General features: G+C 44.9%; 26 protein-coding genes and 1 pseudogene. 10 read left to right on the forward strand and 17 right to left on the reverse strand.

The annotated features are described in order from the left end of the window. Positions 1–28: 28 nt before the first annotated feature. From MKZ07_RS22785 to MKZ07_RS22800, 4 genes and pseudogenes are all read right to left on the reverse strand, one after another. A complete protein-coding gene (locus MKZ07_RS22785) occupies positions 29–1,516 on the reverse strand; it encodes an aldehyde dehydrogenase family protein (protein WP_036691720.1) in 1,488 nt (495 codons plus the stop codon). Further along, positions 1,508–2,590, reverse strand: a pseudogene (locus MKZ07_RS22790) (5-methyltetrahydropteroyltriglutamate--homocysteine S-methyltransferase); the annotation flags it as partial. The pseudogene MKZ07_RS22790 and the gene MKZ07_RS22785, both read right to left, overlap by 9 nt. Before the next feature lie 113 nt (positions 2,591–2,703). Beyond that, the gene (locus MKZ07_RS22795) at positions 2,704–3,576 is read right to left on the reverse strand and encodes an alpha/beta fold hydrolase (protein ID WP_341027645.1); all 873 of its coding nucleotides are present in this window, start codon (positions 3,574–3,576) and stop codon (positions 2,704–2,706) included. 231 nt (positions 3,577–3,807) lie between these two features. Then, on the reverse strand, positions 3,808–4,323 hold the full coding sequence (locus MKZ07_RS22800) for an endonuclease V (RefSeq protein WP_036691488.1): 516 nt from the start codon (positions 4,321–4,323) through the stop codon (positions 3,808–3,810). Positions 4,324–4,435: 112 nt separating this feature from the next. Here MKZ07_RS22800 and MKZ07_RS22805 point away from each other — a divergent pair, with 112 nt between their 5' ends. The 3 genes from MKZ07_RS22805 (at position 4,436) to MKZ07_RS22815 (ending at position 6,461) form a co-directional block, all read left to right on the forward strand. Next, positions 4,436–4,918 carry a hypothetical protein gene (locus MKZ07_RS22805; protein ID WP_036691486.1) on the forward strand — a complete coding sequence of 161 codons (483 nt, stop codon included), beginning with the start codon at positions 4,436–4,438 and terminating at the stop codon, positions 4,916–4,918. A 173-nt stretch (positions 4,919–5,091) separates the two neighbouring features. After that, entirely contained in the window at positions 5,092–5,631 is a 540-nt protein-coding gene (locus tag MKZ07_RS22810; RefSeq protein ID WP_076156205.1) for a PadR family transcriptional regulator, read from the forward strand. Between the two features lie 11 nt (positions 5,632–5,642). Beyond that, positions 5,643–6,461 carry an SDR family oxidoreductase gene (locus tag MKZ07_RS22815; protein WP_076156202.1) on the forward strand — a complete coding sequence of 273 codons (819 nt, stop codon included), beginning with the start codon at positions 5,643–5,645 and terminating at the stop codon, positions 6,459–6,461. 69 nt (positions 6,462–6,530) lie between these two features. On the opposite strand, the gene MKZ07_RS22820 is transcribed toward MKZ07_RS22815, so the two are convergent. After that, positions 6,531–7,019: an NUDIX hydrolase gene (locus MKZ07_RS22820; RefSeq protein WP_036699937.1), complete on the reverse strand. Its 489-nt coding sequence runs from the start codon at positions 7,017–7,019 to the stop codon at positions 6,531–6,533. Between the two features lie 96 nt (positions 7,020–7,115). Between MKZ07_RS22820 and MKZ07_RS22825 the strand changes: the two genes are divergently transcribed. After that, the gene (locus MKZ07_RS22825) at positions 7,116–7,442 is read left to right on the forward strand and encodes a hypothetical protein (RefSeq protein ID WP_036699938.1); all 327 of its coding nucleotides are present in this window, start codon (positions 7,116–7,118) and stop codon (positions 7,440–7,442) included. A 19-nt stretch (positions 7,443–7,461) separates the two neighbouring features. On the opposite strand, the gene MKZ07_RS22830 is transcribed toward MKZ07_RS22825, so the two are convergent. Further along, positions 7,462–7,797, reverse strand: a complete 336-nt coding sequence (locus MKZ07_RS22830; RefSeq protein WP_036699940.1) for a winged helix-turn-helix transcriptional regulator — start codon at positions 7,795–7,797, stop codon at positions 7,462–7,464. Positions 7,798–7,902: 105 nt separating this feature from the next. Here MKZ07_RS22830 and MKZ07_RS22835 point away from each other — a divergent pair, with 105 nt between their 5' ends. Both MKZ07_RS22835 and MKZ07_RS22840 read left to right on the forward strand, forming a co-directional pair. After that, positions 7,903–8,286, forward strand: a complete 384-nt coding sequence (locus tag MKZ07_RS22835; protein ID WP_036699942.1) for a RidA family protein — start codon at positions 7,903–7,905, stop codon at positions 8,284–8,286. Between the two features lie 164 nt (positions 8,287–8,450). Next, positions 8,451–9,365, forward strand: coding sequence for an AraC family transcriptional regulator (locus tag MKZ07_RS22840; RefSeq protein WP_036699944.1), 915 nt, complete (start codon positions 8,451–8,453; stop codon positions 9,363–9,365). 152 nt (positions 9,366–9,517) lie between these two features. Here MKZ07_RS22840 and MKZ07_RS22845 read toward each other — a convergent pair whose 3' ends face one another. Together MKZ07_RS22845 and MKZ07_RS22850 are read right to left on the reverse strand one after the other, a co-directional pair. Beyond that, on the reverse strand, positions 9,518–10,216 hold the full coding sequence (locus MKZ07_RS22845; protein ID WP_076156200.1) for a transglutaminase-like domain-containing protein: 699 nt from the start codon (positions 10,214–10,216) through the stop codon (positions 9,518–9,520). A gap of 29 nt (positions 10,217–10,245) precedes the next feature. Beyond that, positions 10,246–11,010 carry an AraC family transcriptional regulator gene (locus MKZ07_RS22850; RefSeq protein ID WP_341027655.1) on the reverse strand — a complete coding sequence of 255 codons (765 nt, stop codon included), beginning with the start codon at positions 11,008–11,010 and terminating at the stop codon, positions 10,246–10,248. A gap of 89 nt (positions 11,011–11,099) precedes the next feature. On the opposite strand from MKZ07_RS22850, the gene MKZ07_RS22855 reads away from it, so the two are divergent. Further along, a complete protein-coding gene (locus tag MKZ07_RS22855) occupies positions 11,100–12,119 on the forward strand; it encodes a serine hydrolase domain-containing protein (RefSeq protein WP_076156195.1) in 1,020 nt (339 codons plus the stop codon). Here MKZ07_RS22855 and MKZ07_RS22860 read toward each other — a convergent pair. The 5 genes from MKZ07_RS22860 to MKZ07_RS22880 all read right to left on the reverse strand — a co-directional run bounded on the left by MKZ07_RS22860 (position 12,108) and on the right by MKZ07_RS22880 (position 15,757). Continuing rightward, the gene (locus MKZ07_RS22860) at positions 12,108–12,416 is read right to left on the reverse strand and encodes a putative quinol monooxygenase (RefSeq protein ID WP_076156531.1); all 309 of its coding nucleotides are present in this window, start codon (positions 12,414–12,416) and stop codon (positions 12,108–12,110) included. The two genes, MKZ07_RS22855 and MKZ07_RS22860, sit on opposite strands and share 12 nt — an antisense overlap. Positions 12,417–12,425: 9 nt before the next feature. After that, on the reverse strand, positions 12,426–13,421 hold the full coding sequence (locus tag MKZ07_RS22865; protein ID WP_341027657.1) for a helix-turn-helix transcriptional regulator: 996 nt from the start codon (positions 13,419–13,421) through the stop codon (positions 12,426–12,428). Between the two features lie 44 nt (positions 13,422–13,465). Beyond that, positions 13,466–13,963 carry a DinB family protein gene (locus MKZ07_RS22870; protein ID WP_341027659.1) on the reverse strand — a complete coding sequence of 166 codons (498 nt, stop codon included), beginning with the start codon at positions 13,961–13,963 and terminating at the stop codon, positions 13,466–13,468. Between the two features lie 492 nt (positions 13,964–14,455). Continuing rightward, on the reverse strand, positions 14,456–14,896 hold the full coding sequence (locus tag MKZ07_RS22875) for a hypothetical protein (protein ID WP_036699956.1): 441 nt from the start codon (positions 14,894–14,896) through the stop codon (positions 14,456–14,458). 63 nt (positions 14,897–14,959) lie between these two features. Continuing rightward, complete coding sequence (locus MKZ07_RS22880; protein WP_036699958.1) at positions 14,960–15,757, reverse strand: APH(3') family aminoglycoside O-phosphotransferase; 798 nt, start codon at positions 15,755–15,757, stop codon at positions 14,960–14,962. 131 nt (positions 15,758–15,888) lie between these two features. On the opposite strand from MKZ07_RS22880, the gene MKZ07_RS22885 reads away from it, so the two are divergent. From MKZ07_RS22885 to MKZ07_RS22895, 3 genes are all read left to right on the forward strand, one after another. Continuing rightward, positions 15,889–16,737, forward strand: coding sequence for an AraC family transcriptional regulator (locus tag MKZ07_RS22885; protein ID WP_036699960.1), 849 nt, complete (start codon positions 15,889–15,891; stop codon positions 16,735–16,737). A 201-nt stretch (positions 16,738–16,938) separates the two neighbouring features. Beyond that, entirely contained in the window at positions 16,939–17,646 is a 708-nt protein-coding gene (locus MKZ07_RS22890) for a DUF2569 domain-containing protein (protein WP_036699962.1), read from the forward strand. 368 nt (positions 17,647–18,014) lie between these two features. Continuing rightward, a complete protein-coding gene (locus tag MKZ07_RS22895; protein ID WP_051493981.1) occupies positions 18,015–18,770 on the forward strand; it encodes a class I SAM-dependent methyltransferase in 756 nt (251 codons plus the stop codon). Between the two features lie 557 nt (positions 18,771–19,327). On the opposite strand, the gene MKZ07_RS22900 is transcribed toward MKZ07_RS22895, so the two are convergent. The 4 genes from MKZ07_RS22900 to MKZ07_RS22915 form a co-directional block, all read right to left on the reverse strand. Next, a complete protein-coding gene (locus tag MKZ07_RS22900) occupies positions 19,328–20,107 on the reverse strand; it encodes a hypothetical protein (RefSeq protein WP_036699964.1) in 780 nt (259 codons plus the stop codon). A 208-nt stretch (positions 20,108–20,315) separates the two neighbouring features. Further along, complete coding sequence (locus MKZ07_RS22905; RefSeq protein ID WP_341027664.1) at positions 20,316–22,907, reverse strand: FtsX-like permease family protein; 2,592 nt, start codon at positions 22,905–22,907, stop codon at positions 20,316–20,318. Further along, positions 22,904–23,587, reverse strand: coding sequence for an ABC transporter ATP-binding protein (locus MKZ07_RS22910; protein WP_036699971.1), 684 nt, complete (start codon positions 23,585–23,587; stop codon positions 22,904–22,906). Before MKZ07_RS22910 ends, MKZ07_RS22905 begins: the two co-directional genes overlap by 4 nt. A 24-nt stretch (positions 23,588–23,611) precedes the next feature. Next, positions 23,612–24,550 (reverse strand): VanZ family protein, encoded by a 939-nt coding sequence (locus tag MKZ07_RS22915; protein WP_341028087.1) that lies wholly within the window; start codon positions 24,548–24,550, stop codon positions 23,612–23,614. Positions 24,551–24,653: the final 103 nt, after the last annotated feature.

Below are 24,653 nucleotides of genomic sequence, written 5' to 3' on the forward strand. Positions count from 1 at the left end.
AATCAAGAATCCCTGACGGTTTTTATTTTTACTCTGGGATATAAGGAAGATCCAGTGTCTTCGGAACATTGATCACATGCAGCTCTGTATACGTACGGATGCCTTCGGCGCCGTATTCACGGCCGATACCGGACTGCTTGAAGCCACCGAACGGGAACCGGACATCGAGCCCCTGCACAGCAGCCGTATTGATCATGGTCGTTCCCGCTTCGAGCTGACGTGCGACCAAGATGGCATCCTCTTCCCGTCCCCACACCGAGCTCGTCAATCCATAGATGCTCTCATTATGCAGATGAATGACTTGCTCTACATCATCGAAGGGCAGAATCGGAACAGTAGGACCGAACTGCTCCTCCACCACTATCGGATCATGGTAATCGCAGTCCAGAACGAGCGTGGGCTGCAGGTAATAACCTTGTTCAAACCGCTGCTGGTCGAGAATTTGGCCGAGAGGAATGATCTTGGCCCCGCGCTTCTGCGCATCCTCAATCAGACTCTGCACGTAATTCTTCTGCTTCAGGTTATTCACCGGACCTACCGTCGTATGGGCATCGAAGGGATCACCAATGCGAATCCAGCGGTTGGCCGCCTCGATATATTTTTCAACAAAAGCATCATAGATAGAACGGTGTACATATACACGCTTGGCGATCATACAGATCTGACCTGTGGTCAGGAAATTAGAAATGACAATCCGGCGCATCGCCCGCTCATCTTGAACATCAAAGCTATCCAGGAAGATCGCCGCATCATTGCCGCCAAGCTCCAGCGTCATGTCCTTAATCGTTTCCGCAGCCGCTTTGATGATGTGCTTGGCGGTTGCGGTTCCGCCTGTGAAGGCGATTTTGGCGACAAGAGGATTACTAGTCAGCTCAACGCCCACATCTGCAGCCCCATGAACGACATTGATGACACCCGCCGGGAACTCACCCGCGATCAGCTCTGCCACCTTCGCCGCCGCCAGCGGTGCAAATGGACTCGGTTTGAGCACAATCGTATTGCCCGCAAGTAAGGCAGGAGCGATTTTGATCGTAGATAGAGCAATCGGATAGTTCCATGGACTGATCGCTGCCACCACACCCATTGGATCATAGGACAGAATGGTTGTACCATGGTCATGCTCCTGGACCTCTTCCTGTAGAACGGATGCAGCCTCATTACAAGCGAACTCCATCCACATTAACGAGACATAAATCTCACCATGGGCATCATACAGGGGCTTGCCATGCTCTCTGGACAGCAGATGGACAATTTCATTCTCCGCTGCTCTAATCTTCTCTATCGCCTTGCGCATCCGAGTGATACGTTCATCAATCGGGGTCTTCTTCCATATTTTAAAAGCCTCCGCCGCCGCTTCAATCGCCTGAGCCGCTTGTTCCTTCGTGGTGACAGGGAAATAGCCTACGATTTCCGCCGGGCTCGCCGGATTCTCTTTGGCTGACTGCGAAAGGGACGGTACATGGTGACCATTAATGAAGGCTTCCACGATAACGGTCTCTTGGTCTGCCTCCCACACTTCATCGGCAATTCCCTTCACATAACGAAGCTTACGCCACTGTTGCTCTTCCGTCAGAATATTGCCTTCCTCTGTAGAGGAGAACCCGCATTGCGGGCTCAAGCAGAGCTGCTCAAGGGGCACATAGGTTGCTGCTTCGGCAATCCGGGCTTTAATGTGCTCTTTATCTTCCAACTCGCCAGTTTTGGAGGTGAGCAGACCCAGCACGATTTTCAAATCCGGCCGGTTCACATATTTCAAGGGCTCGAAGCTGCCTGAACGCTCATCATCAAATTCAAGGAATAAGCCATCTACGTCTAAGCCGCCAAAAATGACCTCAGAAGCGTAATCATAACCGCCGGTGGAGAAGTAGTTGGATTTATAGTTCCCCCGGCAAATATGCATCGTCACAACCAAATCTTCCGGTTTATGAGCCAAAGTTTCGTTGATCATCCGCTGCATCGTTAACAGCTCTTCCGCCGGTTCCAGACCTTTCGCGCGCAGCTTATTGTGCCCCGCTTCTGAGAACAGGTCTGCCCATGCTGTATCATCCAGTTGCAGGTACCTGCATCCCGCATCATAGAAGGCTTGAATGGCTTTTTGATACGCCGCAATCGTATCCTGAAGGAATTGCTCCCGATCGCTATAACTATTGGCCCCCGGCTCCAGCCGGTAGATCAGCATGTTGGGACTTGGAATGGTTTGCTTCGCTACGGCGTCACCTGCATGCTTCAGCAAAAACTCAAAATGCTCCACAAAGGGATGGCTCGAGAAATCCACTTTACCGACCACACGAATACCACCCTTGCGGGTCTGCATATTATGGAACTTAGGTCCGTCGATCTCCTCATACAGCTCCACGCCGTCTAGGCCGCCCAGAAAGTCGAAATGCCACCAGCTTCTGCGGAATTCCCCATCCGTCACGGCGAATACGCCATTCTCCTTCTGCTGCTCAATAATCCGGATAATCTCTTGATCTTCCACCGCTCTTAATGCCTCATATGTGATGTTGCCTGCTTTATATTGTTCACGCGCCTGGCTTAAGTTCGCAGGACGCAGGAAGCTGCCTACATGATCATTGCGAAAGGGTATCATCGCTACATCTCCTTACAACTTTTTAGTGTACTGAGTATAGCATGAGGGCAAGAAATTCAGGTTATATGAAAAAAGCATGATTGGTCATAGCTTTTCGCGATAGCTGAAACGTTTTACCCTTCTTCTTTACGCAAGAAGAGAATTGCTTTTTCGTTCACAACGTCTGCATGCTCCATAGTCAGGGAATGACTTGCCCCTTCAATGATATGGGTCTCGAGATTAGGAATTAATCGCTTAGCATTTGCTATTGCCTTCTCAGCCGGGTATATTACTTCTTTATCTCCTATAAGGAGCAGAGTTGGAATATTGAAATTTTGGAATTCCTCTTTAGCAAATACTGAGGGCATCACCTGCAGAAGTGGTTTCGCATGGCGGTAACCGCTAATGACTTGAGCACGAAATACGGGGTGTAGAGGCTCTCCTTTACCTGAAAACCACAAAAAAGCATTGTCGATCCACTTTTCTGTGTGAAACAATAATGTGGGGTAAATTTTCGCAAAAAATTTAAAACTTATTTTATAGAAAGTTCCAGCAGGGGCAAAAAGCAACAGCTTCGACACGCGTCCCGGATAATCAAGTGCAAAATTTAAAGATAAGAAGCCACCCATTGAATGACCCGCTAAATCTACCTTGTTAAACTGCATTGCGTCCAAAACTTCAAGAAGCCACTGGTTAGCGGCTTTCCGATTTTTTATAGCAACAGTAGGTTTACTCCTACCGAAATCTCCCACAATATCCACAGCATAAACGCAACGCTCTTGAATCAGCTGCTTCATATTGGGATACCACATCGTACTACTCATTGTCATTCCATGAAGGAGAATCAATGGTTTCTTACTCGGATCACCAAAGCATAGTACATAAGTATCTCCAAATGATGTCGAGATATAATATGACGTCCCCTCTAATCCAAACCTATTTAAACTCTTATCGTAGCATAGATAGTATTCTTCTTCAGTTGCTCTGCTCTTAAAAATAGATCCCACGACACACCTCCCGGCTTCGATATTACTTCAAATCAAATCATTGGCAGGAAAGCTGTAATTCTTTAGATGACTTATTTTAGAATGTTATTCTCCATATGTAATAGTCAGGGTACAGTCGCTTGGCAAATTTGATGATGAAGACCGCGATAATTTCTACTCCTTATTAGAAGGTGATGGTGTGGGATGAGTCTCGGCAAGCTTCGCTTTTTCAAGTTTAATTCGATCCAGTAATTATCCCCGGGCTTCTTTCGTATGCTTATCCAGCAATTTCAGCAGATAGGGGAACCGATATTCTCCGTGCATTCTCTGGATGTGCCGGGCAGCGGTGTCTGGCTCTATGCCAATAGACGTGATATAGAGAGGCTTAGCGCTGGTGCCCCGGCAAATCTTTTTAACCAACGCCTCATTGTCGTTATCATGAAAGGCATTTTTGGCAACACCGATCACTGGAATTCTCCCTGAAAAATCTGTGTAAACATAATGTCCGAGCCCCGGCTTCCTCTCTTGGTCTAAGTACACGTAGCCGTCCACCACAATAGTGTGTATTTGGTTTGTATCCGTAAGTTTCAGCAGTTCCCGTATGCAGGGAAGCTCCCGTTTGTAGAAAGAACCAGGTTCGTATGCCCGAGGATTCTCTGTATAAGAAACGATAACGTCGAGCGGTGCAGAGTCTTCCCAACCCTGAAAGATAACCCCCACCGATTTTGCTTGATTCTCTTCATAATATACATCGACCGCAATAATCATAGGCAGTAATCACTAACCTTTCCGCTTTGTGTTAATATATTATAAATAATAGAAAATAATTGAAAACAGTGCAAGATGATCGATAAATCTAAAAAAGCCTCTGGAGGAGAAAATGAAAGTCATCAATGCTTTCGTGGTTCTTGTTGTTGTCATTGCTATTGCGCTTCCGGCATATCTATGGAATGAAGCCAAAACCGACTTCTCGCACAAAAGGCAATATGAGCGAAATTGGCAGCTGCAATTGCCTTCCAAATTCAAGGAACTTGATCAATATACAAATCAAGGGGGATTTCGCGGGGAGGGATTGCGTTATACTATTTTTAGAACGAAAGAAAAACAATTGTCTTCAATATTAAAGTCAACCGGCGGACGAAAGAGGATTGTAAACTATTCCGGGGATACTCTTCAGGATAATGAAAGAGATATTCAAAAATATGTGGAGAACACATTACAGCCTTTAGATGTTCCTGAAGATAAAACGCCAGATTTTAATGGAGTTTACTCGTGGCAAGATTTCAATTATGAATCTGACAGGTTGGTTGTTCTGTATTACCCTAATAAGAACATTTGTTATTTTGTTGAGGATTTAAGATAAGAGCACTCAGTTATTCACTACAACCAAGAAGCGGCAAAGAAGTTTGCGCCATATTTACTGGCGTAAATTTTTTTTTACCCAAAAACAGATCCATGCATCAGATCAACATATATTGACACAATATATATCGAATTGATATATTAACTCACCCCAAACTACAAGGAGGTCAAATTGTGAACAGTCAAGATGTTATTTTAGGCATACTTATGAAAGAAGCGTTGACTGGATACCAAATCAAACAGCTGTTAGAAAATGTATTCTCTAATTTCTATAGTTCCAGTTATGGAACAATCTATCCCACACTTACCCGAATGGAAAAGGAGGGGTTGATCACTAAGGAAAATGTGCTTCAGGACGGTAAGCCTAACAAAAACCTTTTAAATATAACGCCTAAAGGCAGAGAGTGTTTTAACACCTATTTACTAGCCCCGCTAGAAGGAGACAGCATCAGGAAATCTGATTTTATGATGAGGCTTTATTTCGGTGAATTCGTCGGATATGACAAGGTGATTGTATGGTTGAAGGAAGCCCAAGAGGCATCAAACCACAAATTAGATCAATTACTTGAGCAATATTCGCTTTATAAAGATGAAATGCATCCAGCGCAGATCATTTGCATCCAAATCGGGATAGAAGAATACAAAGCTAAACTTACAACCATAGCCGAGGGATTGGTAAGCCTGGAGAAGTTAGTTCAAGAACAAAACTTTTAGGAGGAATGGATATGAACACAATTTTTATCACGGGAGCTTCATCAGGCATCGGGAGAGCTACAGCAAAGCATTTTGCTGAAAATGGATGGAACGTAGTAGCCACGATGCGTTCACCTGAACAAGAAACTGAGTTTATTACACTGGATAATGTGTTGGTACTAAGGCTTGATGTTGAACAAGCAGATACTATTCAAACTGCGTTAGCAGAAGCGATTGATCGGTTCGGTACTATTGATGTTCTTCTCAATAATGCTGGATATGGAACAATGGGTCTGATAGAAGCCGCTACGGAGGAGCAGATTAGAAGACAGTTTGAAGTGAATGTTTTCGGTCTAATCCGTATGACTAAAGCCATGCTGCCACATTTCCGGTCGAATCAAAAAGGGATGCTGATCAACATCTCTTCTATGGGTGGGAGAGTGACCTTCCCTACGATGTCTCTGTATCATTCGTCCAAGTTTGCAGTAGAGGGTTTTTCTGAGTCCGTATCTTATGAATTAGCATCACAAAACATCAAAGTGAAGTTGATTGAACCCGGTGCTATTCATACGGACTTTGGTGGAAGATCCATGGAATTCTTTTATAATGATGATTTAACAGACTACAAGCTATTTACTGGTGCGTTTCGCGCTAAATTGGGTGAGATGGAAAAACAGCCGGCATACGCCTCGCCTCCAGAAATCGTTGCCGAAACCATATACCAAGCGGCCACAGACGGTACAAATCAATTCCGGTATATCGTTGGAGATGATGCAAAGATGCTCATTCAGATGAAAAAAAATACGGCTGAAGAAGAGTATTTAACTAATATCGCCCAGCATTTTTCTTGAAAGATAATATTTAAATAGTAGCTGTAAAAGAGCCTGCACTAACATCAAAGTGGCGGCTCTTTTTAGGCTTCATACCTCTCTTTGTAGCTTGACGCTACATTCGGACGTTGTTGTAGTAGCATACTCTATGTAATTCACTGAGCCGTCAAACTTCAAATAAGCTTCATATCGTAAGCGGATGGCTGGCAGGGTAATGAAATCCAGAACATTCTCCCTGGCCACCCATCTGCAATCACTAGTTTCATCAGAAGTTGCTAACTCTCCACCCACAACTTTGCACACAAAATCAAACATTACCTTTGTTGGAACATCAGTTACGCCATCATGCCACTTATGAACCGCTGTATTTGAAATCACATTGATCAAATGGCTGACAGTAGCATCTATTCCACTTTCCTCCTTGATTTCTCGTATCAGGCCATCCATAAGGTTCTCTCCGATTTCAGTTATCCCGCCAGGATATACCCATCCATCATCATGGGCTTTTACTAAAAGGATGTTTCCCTTCCCATCTTCAACAATTCCGCCTGCCGACACAATATGCGTTGGGAACGCCATATTAAGACCTCCATTATGAAGTGATTGAAATGTTTTGAAGGATAATGACTATATGGAACGAATACATTAACCAAGAAATTATGAAAGGAAATAATCATGAAAATAATAACTTTATGTGGCTCTACAAAGTTTAAAGAGGCATTCGAACAGGCCAATGCATTCCTAACACTTCAAGGAAATATTGTAATTAGCCTCGCCTTCTTTGAGCAAAGTGAAGGATTTGAAATCACTGAGAAACAAGCTGAACTCCTTGGAAATCTCCATTTTAGAAAAATCGATCTTTCTGATGAAATATTCGTGATAGATGTGAATGGTTACATTGGAAGTAGTACAAAAAGAGAGATTGAATATGCCGAAGAAAAAGGGAAAGCAATTCGTTACTACTCCAATGGCGGGGATGGCCTTTTCTTGAAGAACGTCTGAGTACAAACCACCGTGGACCTCACCGGTTCTGTGCTCCCCACTCACATAGCTGCTCCAATACAGGTAGCAGTGTCTGCCCTTTCGGTGTCAGCAAATACTCCACTTTGGGCGGAATCTGCGGATACTCCACACGCTTCACCAGTCCATCAGCCTCCAATTCCTTAAGCTGCGCGCTGAGCACCTTGTACGTCACCGCTCCGAGCTGTCTCTGCATTTCGTTGAATCGAATCGACGGTTTGGCGGACAGCAGATACAGAATTGCCATCTTCCACTTACCGCCGATCACCGACATCGTATAACCGAATGGTGTGTCTTGGATCACCGTCTCCTTGCCCTTCAGATCAGAAATGCCCATGTTCACGCTATCCTTTCGGATAGTAGCCCACTTGTTTGTGCGTACTATCCCTTTATTTCTGCTCAGTCTATAATAGCTTTACTTTGAAGTAAAGGGGCTAAAGCAATGACAACCATTCGAACGTACAACCATAACCTCTGGGATCACGGGATTTCGCAGGGGTACCTTGTCGACAACACGCTGTATATCTCAGGACAGTTCTCCCATAATGCAGAGGGCAACTTCGTCGGAGCAGGCGATATTCAGGCACAGATGACGCAGACGCTGAAGAATTTGGATACCGTGCTACAAGAGTTCGGAGCGACAAAGGATAATCTGGCTTACGTGGAGCTGTATCTGACGAATGCGCAGGAGCACGGGGAAACCGCGATCGAACTGTTCAAAAAGTATGTCGGAGAGCATCGGCCGGCGGGGAGCATGATCGGGGTGACTTACCTGGCATTTCCGGAACAGTGGGTAGAGGTTCGGGCTGTGGCGCATGTAGGCTAAGAAAAAAGAGGGAGGGTCAATTAAACAACGCTACTGACAGGGTAATGTCAGTAGCATTTTAGTCAACCTATTGAAATATTGGCAGATTGTCCAAAAAGGGCAGAATCCGTCAAGTTCGCTCTTCTGTACCTGTGCTATGCTTGAAGGCAAGGAGGTGCATCCATATGTACGCATGGGAAGCCATTCAAAAAACGTTAGATTATATGGAAGAACGCATCAGCGAAAACCAGGAGATCGATGGTTTGGCCGCCATTGCCGCTTTATCCCCATTTTATTACCAAAGGTTGTTCTCTCGTCTAGTGAAGAAGCCAGTCCGGGAGTACATCCGCTACCGGCGTCTGGCAAATGCCTGCGAAGCACTGAGCTGCAAGGAAAACCGTATTCTGGACGTGGCTTTGGAGTGGGGATTTGGTAGCCATGAGGGCTTCACCCGAGCTTTCAAAGAGGCCTACGGCATGACGCCTGAGCAGTACCGAGACCATCCGGTAAGGCTGAATCAGTTTATCAAACCGGATTTGAGTCTGAGCAACACGATGATCGATGAAGGAGTGCCGTTGATTAGCGATGGTCTGATTCTGGAGATTAACCGGAGAACGTTGGAGCAACCTATCATGTTTATTGGTTTGAGCAACTATGCTCCCATTGATGGCCAAATGCCTCTTGGAGAAGCTACCGGGGTAGACGTGCCTGGAGAGGTGTGGAGACAATTTCACGAGCGTAAGGGCAGCATAAACCGGCTTCCTGCAGGCCGGGAGTTGGGGGTAGCCTTTATGGGGGATGCTCCCAGCGGCAATTTCACCTATTTTGCCGGAGCAGAGGCGTTGCCGGATGCAGACCCCGGGGAGTTCAAGATATGGCAGCTGCCAGACAGGGAATATGTGGTTTTTGGCTTCGAGGCGGAGAGTTTCGAGGAATTGGTAACTTCCGCTCTCTACAAAGCGCTCAACTACAGCGACCTGTGGCTAAAAAAGCACGGCATGATCAACATGCTCTATGTACCGGAACTATATTACGAAAGCACCCCTGGAGCAAGCTATATGGAATTGTGGATTCCCGCAGACAAGCAGCAACAAGGTTAGGGTTCATCATGAAAAACAGAGAGCGGCACAGGAAAGGGGCTGTCCAAAAAGCCAGTGATAACTGCCTTCTGGATGCCCCGTTTTGGCCTTCTACCTACATAATCTCTTTATTAAAATGTCCTCTTGTGCCGGTATGGATCGGCTACTTCATCCTACCCCTGCCTGATGTGATCAACATTCCGGTTCATCAGATGCCGGACCACCTTGGTGTAGACTATTTTCTTAACCGGACTAAGCCCTTGCGGATGAGCGGAGAAGAAGGCATCAGGGCTGTCGTAGATCCCGAAATCCTGAACGATTCCTTCTTTTTGCACGTAGGTATCATTTTCATTCCAATAAATTTGCGGATTTTGAAAATTATCTGTTGCAGCGCCATATCCGCAGAAGGAACCCGTACATTGTTCGAATTTTTGCTGAAGCTTGGTCAAATAAGGAACGTCCAGTATGAATCCTTCAATATTCAACCACTTATCCTCATATAGCACTTCAACCCAGCTATGAATGATCTCCCGGGGGGAGAGCTGGTAATACCAGCCTTTCATGGCCCCCTTTTGCAGCTTCTTATCAATAGCAAATCCATGTATACGGCATGACACGCCCACAGCCCGGAGCAACGCCATAAACAGCACTCCCTTTGTATTACACTGGCCGTAGCCATCCTGCAAGACTTCCGAGGCCGGAATATCGTCCGCCCGGTTGTAGCCGAATCGGATTTCGTCACGAACGTAGTTATAGATGCCGAGAATCTGTTCCTTCCTGGACATCGAATCCCACCGGCGGCTGTGAACAATTTGCTGGATCAACGGGTGAGAATAGTTCAGCAATTCCGTTTCCTTCAAGTATGCACTCATGGAACACACCTCCTGCACCCATTGTAAGGTTAATGCAGGCTGGAAACTTTTAAAAAGACGCTATCTTTACGGATATCCTTCGCCGTCATGCCCAGCAACTGCCTGCTGGTAGCAGCTAAGTGGGACGGGCTGTCAAAGCCTGCAGCCATCGCCGCATCCGTAACGCTATGACCCGCAAAAATGAAATAGATTGCTTTCTCCAGCTTGTGCAGCACCATGTACCCGCTAAGCGAAATACCTGTATTTTCTTTGAAAAGATGCGACAATCTGCTGTTGGATAAACCTAACTGCCGGGCGTAATGACTGACGGAGTGTTCGGAGTCGGTGCAATCTTTGAGGAGCTGAATAAGCTCTCTGATTCTCGGATCAACAATAGTGGGTTTCACCTGCTCTACACCTAATAGCCTCATAAGTTGTCCCAGAAAAGAACGATAGCTGTCCGGGTCCTTAACGCCGGCGTACTCCTTTTGCACCAATGCACGGATACTCCTCATCACTTCATGCGGGAACACATGATACTGCTGCCCCTCCAGAACCCGCTTAAAGCTCGCAGCCATGTCAGAGGTGCTGTCGATCAGAAGAAGCATTAGCGGATGTCCTGCTTCTTTTAACCGGTGAACGACGCCCGAATTGATAATGATCCCTGGACAACGCAAGCTTAGCCCCGCTACCTCAATGTCAAATTCGCCTGTTAACGAGATCGTCACCTGTACAAAAGAATGACGGTGCTCTTCCGCATCAATCGAATCGGACACCACCATCAAGTGATGCTCCGCTCCATATAAATTCATCATGTTCGAATCACTCCAGGCTTAGCTCTTTGTAGTATGATTTATATATTCTATACCGGCATGTTTATTATAAACAGAGGTGAACCGAGAATATGTTCTTACAAAAAGAAGTAGTACATACCAGTAAGGATAAGTATTTGGCGCTTACTGACCATGTAATTAGAGCTAAGGACCTGATTTCCTGTTCCGCAGCCGCTACACTTATCATCCATAATGACACCATTGTTAATGAAAGCTACTTTGGCTCATATGAGCTTAATTCAAAGATACAATCTGTAATGCCCTCAACCCGGTTTAATGTTGCTTCCGTAAGAAAATCATACATTGGCTTTGCGGTCAGTTTGGCCTTATACCAAAATAAGCTTTCAAGCATGGATGATTATATTTCAGATTACTTAGAGGATCTAAACCTAGCCGCTGTCCAAGGAGTTAGAATAAGACATTTATTAACACATACTCATGGACTTAAAAATAATCATGAAAAACTTTTTCCGCCGGGTACGAGTTGGAACTATAACAATGTAGGAATCAATATGCTGATTAGATTAATACAGAAGTTATTTGAAACGCCCCTGTCAGAGGTCATGCAACAATACGTTTTCAAACCCTGCAATTTCATTGAGACAGGTTGGTGTAAGAATAGAGAAGCCAATTTAGTATGGTTAAATGAAGAATATGCTGATGACCAAGGGGGAGAAGCCAATCTTTTTGTAAGTGCCCGTGAATTGGCTTATTGGGGTTACCTTCACTTGAATCGTGGACTTGTCAATGGACGCCAGATTGTTCCGAAAGAGGTTATAGAACAAGCTACAAGTAATCAGAGCCCAGCAAATCTTGATGATACATTGCCTAGGAATGGCTTCGCTTGGTGGATTCAGGATAAGCCTAGAGCTATTTCTGAAATAGGAAATACACTCCCGCCCGGGTCCTATCAAATACTAGGACTAACTGGCTGTGCCTGTTTGGTTATTCCTGAACATCGGATAGTCGCGGTTAGAATGTACAATCAAACAGGTCCAAATCCACCAGGGTACGACTACTTAGAGGATATTAAGGCATTTGGAGACAAAGTCTTATCGTGTAGTTTGAATTCGGCCTCTTTATACGTCTAACCCCTTCCCGCCAACGGGACGGAGTCTAACCTGTTCTGCGCCTGCGATTAAAGGACGTGCGCGTTGAATGACGGCCAGCACTTCTTCGTTCTTGAGAGAGCCGGCATGAGCCTCTGCATCGCTCCACAGCTCAGTGACCCAGATCGTATCGGGGTCATCTGCGGATTCATTGATAATATAGAGCTCACAGCCCGCCATATCCTTCAAGCTACGCGAAGCTTCCAACAATATTAGAATAAGTTCATCCCGTTTCCCGGGGCTGGCTGTCAATTTTCCGTACATCGCAAATTTGTTCATATCCACTCTTCATCCCTTCTTATCCTCTGATTTTACTTGCATAGCTTCGTAGTGCTTAAACATTTCGAGGCTGACCTCAGCCATTCGATTGATTAGTATTTGCGGCTCAAGTATCTTGAGAGACTTCCCGTATGGAAGAAGAAAGTACGGTACATAGGTTTGCAGCGACAGTTCTCCCAGCTTAAAAAGAGCTTCGCCGGGCTGCCTGCGTTCGATCAGCGCATGACCGAACAGCCAATGCTTGCATAGCTCGTTAAGCGCATGTTCGTGTCCCTGAAGCCTTACGATGACTAGCGTCTCAGCTTCGAGCGAATCCGGAAATAAAGAATGTAAGAGGAAATCCCTCGCGGAAAAGGCAACTGGACGTTCGAAGCGGGTATCCGCCACCTCCAAACGGACGATGCGATCCACCCGGAAGCTTCGGATCTCTTGCCGCAACCGGCAAAACCCTGCAACGTACCATAGTCCCTTCCAATGCACGATGCCGTAGGGGTCGAGGACTCGATGGCTTGGCGTAAGCTCAGGTCCTTTGGCATAGTCCATGTTCAGCGATTCTCCCCGGGCTACAGCCTCCTCTAACCGCTTAAGCAATTCAAGTTCTCTCGCGTCCGTGGGTGTCTGGATGACGGCAAGCCCGCTGCTATGTCTATTAATCCGCTCAAGCTGCTCTTCATTCGTGTATCGCTTCAGTTTATCGACCGCCCGGGAAAGCGCATCCGTGAACGGATAACCCGCTTCCCGTGCGAAGACGGATGCATGTACGAGCGCCTTCTGCTCTTCGGAATCGAAGAGCAGCGGAGAATCGACGAATTCACCGAGAAGCCGGTAACCGCCGTTCGGACCGGCTTCGGCAATAATTGGGGCTCCGCTCGCGCACAGTGAATCAATGCACCGGTATACGGTGCGAACATGAATCTCCAAATCGTCCGCAAGCTGCTGCGCCGTCATCCGCTTTCCCGAACGAAGCAACCATAGTATGGACAGCATATTATCCGCTTTTGACAAACCGTTCTTCACTCCCTAGACCGTTTGTTTCATTGTAAAGGAACTTAGATTAAAGGTGTTATCCCTTTCTCGACCCAAGTATCGTAAGTCGGACCGTACACATTAGGCACTCGAAGTCCGGCCTGGCGCATGAGAACGGTCATCTGTCCGCGATGATGCGCTTGGTGCATGATCGTATAACGAAGGGAACTTCCGTTCAGCCAAGCTTCCTTCTCAATCATGACCGACTCGCGCAAAGATTCGTCATTCCACTGCGTTCGAACCGCGTTCAGCAAATTCTCGCTGATCCGCCGATACTCCGAAGCTATAAATGCAGCAGAATCCGGAGCTTCTTCGCCTCTGGATGGAGCTTCGAAAGCGAGCCCCAAAGTTGTCATGTAGTGCAGCGATTGAACCAGATGCCAGGCGATTTTTCCCAGCATTCGTCGGCCTTCGATAACCTCCTGTCCAAGAGAATCATCCGTAAGTGCATCCAGTACGGTAGCAGTTAATTCCGCCTCGCTAGTCCATTCCGCAGCGAATTCTTCAATTTTTGTAAACATTTTTTGTCCTCCAGTCCATTATTGGCTAACACACGACAAGCATACAAAAAAAACACTGACAGTTACGGTCAGTGTTTTTGAATCAACCTGAAATTTTTTTGAAGTAATTGATATACAGCAACCTTAGTAAAGGGTACTCACAAAGCTTATGACTGAGATAATATTCCTTTAACAAATAACGAGACACTGTGCTTGTAGAACTCTTCCTTCATTGGATTCAGCCAGAACGCTTGTATGTTACCGTGGATATCCTATTGAAAAGCAAACGAGGGTTACAACCTGGAACGAGGTGCATGCTAAGCTGGAAAACATGAAAGCCTTTTTGGCCGAAAAATATGGCAATCAGATCAAGCCATGGAACCCTATGAATGCATGGCAAGAATAGTAATTTGAAGCTAGCGTATGAAAAACGAAAAACGGCCCTGCCGCAAACGATGCGGACAAGGGCCGTTTTCTTTCTAAAACCTGTAGGATGCATCCAACTTGTAAAAGTTACGGAAAATCCAGCTCATCATCGATGACACGGAATATTTCCCTGCTCCGCACCGGATACCGGGCATCCAGCTCTTCCCACTGCCGCTTCGGTAAAATCAAAAATTCGTGCGTATCCGAAAAATATGAGGCCTCAAACAGCCGGATTTCATATTTGTCCCGGATCAGCTCCTGAAAGCCGCGAATCGTGATGTAGCGGTCTTGTCCGGTAAAGGTAAGCGCAATCGAATGCAGTTGTCCATTGTAGGTAACATCCAGTCCTTTGTCCGTAGACGTCACCTCGACCGTTTCATCGGGAAGGTGTTTACCGAACAACCGGACGATCTCCTCGTCCTCTTCTCTCCAATCTACAATGACGCTGTACGCAAAAGTAAATTGCTCAAGCTGTTGCCCATCTCCTTCGAATAGCAATGTCAGTTCGCTGTCGCTTGGCATTCTCATCCCGGTATCCTCCTTGTGTTCACTCAATTAAAATACTATATAGACAGAGAATAACCTTGTTGATCAGGCCCAAACCAGATGCTCTACAACTTGGTAGAATCTTATTTTGGTATAATCGATTTCTGAAGCTCCATAGGATGTAAAGAATAACTTGACCCATTGCTCGCCGAAGTTTCTGATAATGCTCTTCTCCGCTACTGCCAAATCGTAATAACGGTCTGCAATCCCGCAATTTCCCAGATCAATAAATCCACTTATAGAATCATCAGCAATGATGATGTTTGGCAGACTGTAGTCACCATGTGTGAATACTAAATCTTCTTTGAGTTCCCGAGAATAATTGTTGACTTCAATCAGCAACTTTTCAACATTGTCCTCACCAAATCTTCTGTGCAGCTCCGTTGAATCATACTTAATCCCTCCACTCAACTTGTACTGAATAGTGCTCATCAGCTGTTCAAATGAATGATCAAAAGGACAATCTTCAATTGATACTTCATGAATTCTCCGAAGACCTTGTGCCAATAAAGAGATTATCTCTTCTGTATTTGAAGAATACTGCTTATCGGAAGCTTGAACGCCTGGCAATTCAAGTGTTAATAAATACTCATACTTCCCGATCACACCGAAATCAATAACCTCCGGAACAGGTAACTTATTGTATAACCACAATAACCTTTGGGCTTGTCTTTCTAAAGATTCAGCATGGCCTGCTTCCTGGATTTTCAAATATTTATTTACTCCACTTTTACCCTTAAGATAATAAGTCTTCGCTGTATTCACCCAAATCAATGAAGCCTCGTCATCTCCAACAAGCTTAAGGAGTTCAAAGGGTACTGCATCTTTTTCTCCAAAACTCATAATTTCCACCTCTATGGCTTAATCAATATCGTTTCCAAATACATAACATATTCCTGCAAACTTAGGCAAGCATTGCAGGGTATTTCAATGATAGCTGCTGTATAGTAATTAGTGAAAGGGCAGGTGAGTATATGGATTGGTTAAACAGATTTAACAGCGCAATTGATTATATAGAAGGTAACCTTGATAACGAAATTGACTATTCTTATATTGCAAAAATTGCTTGCTGCTCCGAGTTCCATTTTTCACGAATGTTCTCATCTTTAGCCAATGTTACCCTAGCTGAATATGTTCGGCGTAGAAGGCTTACTAAGGCGGCTTTTGAAATACAGAAACATAGTACAAAGATTACTGATATTTCTATGAAATACGGATATAGTTCCCCTGATGCTTTTACGAGAGCCTTTCGCCAACTGCATGGCATTACACCTGCATCCGTTCGTGAAAGCAATGTACAGTTGAAAGCATATCCACGCATGTCCTTTCAGATTACCATAAAAGGAGTCTCTGAGATGGAGTATCGAATTGAAAATATTGATTATAACCTCCGCTTTGCAGTTAAAAGGGAAACGGTAAAAACTGATGATGCTTTTAATACGGTTCCACAATTGTGGGCCATAGCACAATCAAATGGATTTCTTCAAAGGCTGATAGACATGTCTTGGGAAAATCCAAAGTGCCAACTTGAAGGGTTGCTTGGTATCTTTGGTAAAGACGCGGCAATTAAAGAGGATACCTTTGATTTACTCATGGGGTGTAGATATGACGGAAATATACCGAACGATATGGAAGAACTAATTCTTCCTCCCTCTGTATATGTAGTTTTCCCTAACGATAACGTCAATGCTTGGCAGCGCTTATATACTGAATGGCTTCCTACATCTGGATATGAGCTTGCCAATCTCCCTTGTATAGAGAATTTTTTGGCTCCAGGAGCTAAAATTGAGCAGGAATTATGGGTTCCCATCATTGCCAAGTAGCGAACATTCTAAATTACTGAAATTGAAACAGGGATCTACTGCAACGCATTTCTATATTGTTAAAAGAACTCCGGAAACCCACTACATCCAAGGGTTTTCGGAGTTTTTTAAGATTGAGAGTTAATTTAAGTAATTGATGGAATATACCGATATAGTATATAAAAATTCCCGCACTTGCTGCGGATATCATGAGGTGATGAAATGGTACAAGGTTTAATGGGCATCTTCTTCTTCTCATTAGGTTTTATTCTACATAAAACTTATACAGTGGATGCTAACATTTTCATATCAATTATCATTGGAGGTTTGGCAAGTGTAATCGGAGGAGCCATTGGAGCATTAATGAAACCACTATTTATCAAAAAAGTTCCAACGTCTGCCGCGGAGGCCGCCGTAGCTTCCGAAGTATTTGTGGAAACTTCAGATCCGATCACTGATCATTCAGCACCTTCCGGCATTGGAGGGTGGTTATGGATTTTTGTATTTGGCATTATTTTTTCACTTATACGAAGTGTGCTGAACATCTATGGTAATATTTCGTTTTTCGGGACCGAAAGCTATAGGCTTCTCACAAACCCTGATAGCAGTTACTACAGCGCATTGATGCTCCCTACTCTTGTCATAGAAACGGCATTAATTACTATTCAGTGCCTGATGATCCTGTACATCTTCTACCTGGGTTTCAAACATAAGAAATTATTTAAATACATATGTATATCATTCATCGTATATAACATCATAATTAATACAGTAGATACCCTGATGGCCAGCCAATTGCAGAGATCGATTTCTGATTCCATAGCGGATGATACCTCTTATACAGATATATCCCGCTCTCTCCTGTACGCTGCAATCTGGATTCCCTATTTCCTGCGGTCTAAGAGAGTGAAGAACACTTCCATACACTGAACCGACATTCAGCTAATCGTATTACGCTTTTATCATTTACTTTGCAGACAATAATTGATCAATTAGACGAATAATGATCGTGACGCTCGCGTTACACAGTGTTGGCGGCACATCCGAATAACTTACATGCGGTGCTTGCTGCTCATGGTCAACGATGGATTGGACAGTCTTCTAGAGTGTCATTAGGCAGACCCAATTCGGCTTAATGCTAACAAAAAAACAAACGCTATTTTTTACATTTTCCTTAATTTGGCATGTGTTGGTACAATTATTGCTGTTCCTTACCATTTATGTGGAGGTGACAATTACAAAGAAGACCAGTTGGCGTTTAAAAATGCACTTTAAAATTATGAATGAGGTGACCGAGAGTGCTAGAACAAAGAGAAATGATACAAATAAACAAAAGTGGATGGGATAAAGTCGCTGATCAATTTTTCGAAGGCTCGTTTGATATTCTTGGCTATGGTGATTATGCGCCAACGGAGGAAGAATTACATTTACTCGGACAAATTGAAGATAGCATTATTTTAGAAGTGGGTTGTGGTAGTGGGCATACCTTAGAATACCTCGCTAAACGTGGAGCACGAGAGTTGTGGGGCGTAGATCTATCCAGCTCACAAATAAATACAGCAAAAGAAGTTGTTTCAAATCTAGATATTCCTGTCACCTTTATTGAATCACCGATGGAAGATATTCCGGGTCTTCCAGATAGCTACTTTGATAAAGCCGTCTCCATATATGCACTCGGTTGGACAGTAAATTTACAAAAAACGTTAAGCAATATTCATAGAAGCCTAAAGTTAGGCGGTACTTTGGTCTTTAGCTGGGAACATCCTGTACATAGTGTTGTTGAATACGCGGATGAACAATTAAGGTTTAGGCGTTCTTATGTAAATGAGGGTTTTGAAAAACATGATTCATGGAGGGGCGCACCGATAGTTATGCAATATCGAAAGGTAAGCACTTTTATTAACGAGCTTATAAATGCTGGATTTGTTATTGACAAAGTAATTGAAGATTCAAAATGTGATGATAATGATACCAGTAATTCAAGTAAATGGTACTCTAGTGCAAAGGCAAGAATGATACCATCTACTTTGATTATCAAATGTCATAAAGTCTAAGTTTTACCACTATTTATAGTTCGGTTCACCGTAACCTTACCCGCAGAAGCCCGTTTACGCATCGTCCCGACCGGAGTGGGACTACCCTGCTCCTATCGTCGATATGCTGGAAATATAGGCTCCTGCGAGCTTTTCTTCGAACGGCCTTCTTTCAACCTATCTACACAATCTCTTTATTGAAATGTCCTCTTGTGTCTGTTTCCTGATTGAAGACAGCATGATGCATTGAGCCATTTAATTCGCCTGAGGCCATATGAATGACATTCACAACCTGCTCTTTTAGTCGCGGTTAGAATGTATAATCAAGCAGGTCCAAATCCACCAGGGTACGACTACTTGGAGGATATTAAGGCATTTGGAGACAAAGTCTTATCTTGTACTTTGAATTAATCATTAGCTACAGTGAATAGAACAGCAAATAGTATCACAGGGTTAGAACCTGTGACGCCATTTTTAGCTATATTGGAAGATGGGTTAACCGATTATCCTTGGATCATTTTGAGACATGCCCCTAATTATGCTCCAGCTCTGCTTTTTGCAACATTGTATGTTCCTCCTTATCTGGCAGTAAGCTTATGAACCAGGTCTCGTATCTCTGTGCTTAGTCTTGGATTGGCCGGATAGACGGCTTCAATGAACTCTAAAATGCATAGTGCCGACTCGGGTACACGATCATATCCCTGCAGCATACCGGCAAGCTTGTCGGCAAAACCGGGGTACCGCTTCTCTAAACGGCGCTCATTTCCGAAGGGATCAGGGAAGTAATTCACCTCCGGCTCCAGCAGATGAAGCACTGACAAAATCCGGTCGATCGCGTGGCCCTGAATAAACCGTGCCGCAGACAGGCGCTCTCCCCTGGCATAACGGCCCAGCCCCACGTACAGATTGGTTAGCGCTTCGTTCAACGGAAAGTCTAAGGAATCACACTTTTGACTCGGCAGCGGTCTGCGCGGTTTGGCTATAGCCGTGTTGCTGTACAGCGGAGCCTTCCACACCACCCGGCCCTCCGTATAAGACACGTCGGTCAGCTCCCGCTCCTCAAATATCGCGTATTCGCCGTAAATTCCATCGTCAAACAAGATTTTGCAGCCCACATCAGAGTTTTTAAAAGCATAAGCAAGCGGGTACGTATCCTCCAGCCAATCCAGACGGTCAATATACCTCTTTTTCTGTCCTGCTTCCACAATAACAAAAAAATCCAAATCCGAATACTCATCCATCCGCTCCAGCTCCACCCCCACCGATCCCACACCCAGCAGCAGAAGCGCCCCTCCCTTACGTCCGAGCGTCCCCCCAATCTCATCCAGTCTTTGTAAAAGTAACTCTGTCCGCAGCATGCTAATATTCCTCCCTATATCGGAATGCAAAAGAGGCCCAACCCACACTTCTCAGCGAGGTTGAACCCTAAGGTTACATTGCCTTTGATATTCTAGAGTAAAAATAGCATTGGTTGGGGGTGGGTGTCAAATGGAATTACGCTCCATCATCGATGGGTATTTTAATTCTAGCTGAATATGTTCGTCGTAGAAGGCAATACCAAGTAAATCATATATTCTCTTGCTTTAATGCATCAATAATATTCTCCTTTTTTATTTTAGCTCCGGAATAAACAACCGCAGAGCTGACAATGACAAATACACACACAATGACAGACAGAATGCTCATCCAGGGCAGGGTGAACCCATAGCTGAATTTGTTCGCAAATGCTTTATAGATCAGAACCATCACGGCGAAACTGACAGGAAGCCCATACAAGAGCGACTTGACCCCATAAAAAACACTCTCATAGTTCAGCATTTTTACAAACCCCTTTGGCGTCGCGCCTACGGATTTCAGCATCGCAAATTCCCGTTTGCGAAGAGCCAGCCCTGTTGAGATCGTATTAAAGATGTTCGCAACGGAAATCGCAGAGATTAATACGATAAAACCGTAAGAAAAGACGTTCATCAGCAGAATCTGTTGTTCTTCTCTTATTCTGGATTGATATACATTGTAGACATTCAGATGGGTCTCATTCATCGCTTCAATTTCCTGCTGCGTTTTCACCGGTTCCGTGCTTTTCAAATGGAGGTACATCGAAGCGTTAGCCAGCTCCTCGCCGTCTGCCAGCCGCTTCATGACGCGTTCCGACACGATCATATTTAACCCGCCTACGCCTACCGGGCTCATCCCCATCGGTGCCTTATCCGTCAATGCGGCAATTATCACTTGATTTGTCTTCGTTTCTTCCCCGCTCGCTTTAATAAAACTCGTTAGCTCGATAGGTTGTCCGATATTCGCATAGATGGACTTCGTCTGAATATATTTCCCCGTATCTATATCTTTGTAATGAATCGTATCCATCACGATTGCGGCGGGATGATCCAGATCCGTAAGCTGTTCGTAATCTGCGTGAGCCGCTCTGGCATAGGCTTGCAGGCTCGAATCATTCAGTGCATAGAGCTTAATTTCGTAAGGGTATTTCCCGTCTTGCAGCATACTCTTATCCTGCTTAACCTTCTCTTGCAACTCGTCGGCGATACTTGCTGCATCGACCCAAGCGTTCGCGACTAACTCATGACTGACGCTGTATTCCGTGACGCCATCCAGAGATACAAGCGATTGCATCAACCGGTCATCTAGTCTTTCGCCATTACTGGACGACACTTCAATATCGTAATTGATGCCTTCCAGCGACAATGCCAGAGATTGTGTCAGGCCAGTCGTGAAAAACGATATCGTCAAAAACAAAACGATGCTGATGACAAGCGAAAAAAGAATAACATGATATCTTCGTTTGTTCCTTTTTAAGTTTTTCAGCCCGATTTCTGCTTCGATTCCGAAGAGCTTACGAATGATCTTCGACGTCTTCACTGCTTTGGCCGTAAGCTTTACGTCAGTGGTTTGGCGAATCGCATCCATGGGAGATACCCTGGATGCTTTAACCGCCGGGAGATACACCGAAACGAAAATCGTCAGCATCGAAACAAGACAAGTAATCAAGAGCAATAACGGCGTGACGATAAGCCTCAGCTTTTCACTAGTCCATAATGCCTCTTCAATCATTGTGTTCATGAACGAAAAGGTGATTCCGATTCCGGCAAGACCGCATAAGATGCCAATGGGAATGCTGATCAAACCAATGACGATACCTTCAAAAAATACGGAATTTCGCTTCTGCCTTTTCGTCGCCCCCACGCTCGCGAGCATCCCTAAATGGCGGGAACGTTCCGAGACGGATATCGCAAAAGCGTTATAGATGAGTCCAACCGAGCCAATGATAATGGTCCCTATAATGATTGCCGATAATGAGAACATCATGCTGGATGAGGCTCCGCTGCTGGACAAGCCATAATAACGAAGCAAATCGTTATTATATTGGACAGTGTCCATTTGGTTTTTCTCAGCCAGCTTCTCCGCATGTGCGAACAAGAACGGATTGACCTGCTGCAAGACCACCGACGCATCGACCCGATCGTCCCCCCCGATGATTTGATCATCGACATAGCTAATGATCGTATAAGCCGGGGCCCAAGCCGTTTCCGACACCGGACGTTTTATGAAGCCTACCACCGTATAATCCCTAATTATGCTATGCTGTAATGTCTCGGTCAATGTGCCGTCTTTCCTGCGCAGCGGTTCCGTCTGATCCAGGGGATGATCGCCCCCTTGTTCAAATCGGTCGCCGACGCGAAGCGTTAGACGGTCGCCGATTTCGTACTTCACTTTGCCATTTGTTGCAACAGACTCGGAGATCACAACCTCCTTGTCCGTGTGCGGAAGACGTCCCTTGCTTATTTCAATCTGAAATTGTGTGAACCCTTGCATATCATATTCCTTAATGAACAAGTACGGCTTATTGGAATTTTGTCCCCCTTCTAATGGGGCATACCCAAGGTCTCTTGTGATGGCAACCGTTTTGGTGGCATCATCGCCCTGTATCGCCGCAAGCTGTTTCTTGGTTATATCTTGATACTGAACATGCCACTCCCCTGTATCTGTGATGGTTTGTCTGATCATTAAATCCGCAAAGGAAAAAATAAGCGTAATGACAGCGGTCATCATGGATACCGAAATAATTACGCCATAAATAGTCACAAGTGTCCGTCTCTTGTTCTGCTTCAGATGCCGGATGGTTAATGTATTGACAATATTCATCGCCTGATCACCTCGTTTTTGGCAATCCTCCCATCTTCAATCGAAATGATTCTATCGGCTTGCAGAGCAATCCGTTCGTCATGCGTGATTACGATCAGTGTCTGATGATAGGTCTTATTCAACATTTTCAATAAAACGACGATCTCGCTGCTATTCCTGCTGTCCAGATTCCCGGTGGGTTCGTCGGCCAGCATGATCGCAGGATTGCCGATGATCGCCCTGCCAATCGAGACACGCTGCTGCTGTCCACCGGATAGCTGATTCGGCAGATGGTTTAACCGATGCTGCAAATTCAACGTATTCACAAGATCAGCCAATTGCTTTTGATCTACCTTTTGTTGATCCAGCAAGAGCGGCAGCGTAATATTCTCTTCCACCGTCAGGACGGGAATCAGATTGAAAAACTGGTAGATCAGCCCGATTTGCCTGCGTCTGAAGATGGCCAGCTGCGTTTCGTCCAAGGTATATATATCTGTATCCTCAACATACACTTTCCCGCCAGTCGGTCGATCCACACCGCCCAGCATATGAAGGAGTGTCGATTTCCCCGATCCGGAAGGTCCGATAATGGCAACGAATTCACCTTTTTGGACCGAAAAGGAAACATCATCAAGCGCCTTCACCGCCGATTCGCCTGTGCCGTATATTTTGGACAATTTTTCAATGGTTAAAATCTCCATTGCCATCCCTCCTTCCTTAGATGCTCAATTCCAAGAATATACCATCTCTCTATATCCAACATCCCAAAGGGTTTCATTCCCCTCAATGGTTATCTTAAGCTCATTAGCCCGGGTGAGATGAAGGATCCTATTATCCGGCTCATGGAGCTGATCTTCTGCAGATACAGACAGGAGCTCATGCCCGTCAACAGTAACCTTAAGGCTGCCCTGATAATCCTTATGATCAAGAATTCCATAATTCAAGCTAAGATACAGTTCTCCCTTATTGTCTAGCGAATACGTATATGTTTCCTTCTTTTTACCTTCGATGCTATACACATTATATTGGGGTGTCACGTCTTGACCGCCAATCTTAAGACGGTCCTGTTTGATTCCAGTTAATCGATTTCCGGTACTATCTTTCCATTCGTTGATCGCTACAAAAGGGGCCAGCTCTTTGGTGAACACTTGATCAACTACTCCTAAGGTCCCCCACACGCCGAGCATTAAGACAGTACCGGCAATTCCCGTAACAGTGATATTTCTCCAGTAGTTTTTTGTGCGGAAGCCAATCTTGTACGCCCCGAATCCAATAGCAGCGCCCAATGAGTTCTTTATGACGTCGTTCGTGTCAAAGCTGCCGAGGAATGTTAGTGCCTGGATGGTCTCCAGCACAAGAATGGATAGGATAAACCCTGTCATGAAGCGAACAAAGCTGGTGCGGTATAACAACGGAAACAGTATGCCAAAAGGTATGAAGGCCGCAAAGTTTCCAATACCTACCAAGTCCATAACGGTCGGATGTAGAAGATCGGAAAGACCCGGCACCCTAAAAAAATCGTCCGGCAAAAAAATAAAGGTGTACTGACTGGTTAGATCTACAGTATCCCCTCTGCCGAAAGCAAAAAACATAAAATAAAGAATAACAAGGGTGTAGCTTATCGTGATAAAAAAAGTAATCTTGCGCTGCTGCTTCATTTGCATTTGCATGGTTGTACCTCCATCGTTCATCTGATGAATATCATTTTATCTGTCTAAAATGACTTTACAGTGACTTTGGAGGTGACAGTTCAGTCACTTACGGAGT

The sequence above is a fragment of the Paenibacillus sp. FSL P4-0338 genome, from assembly GCF_038002365.1.
Lineage (GTDB): Bacteria > Bacillota > Bacilli > Paenibacillales > Paenibacillaceae > Paenibacillus_AQ.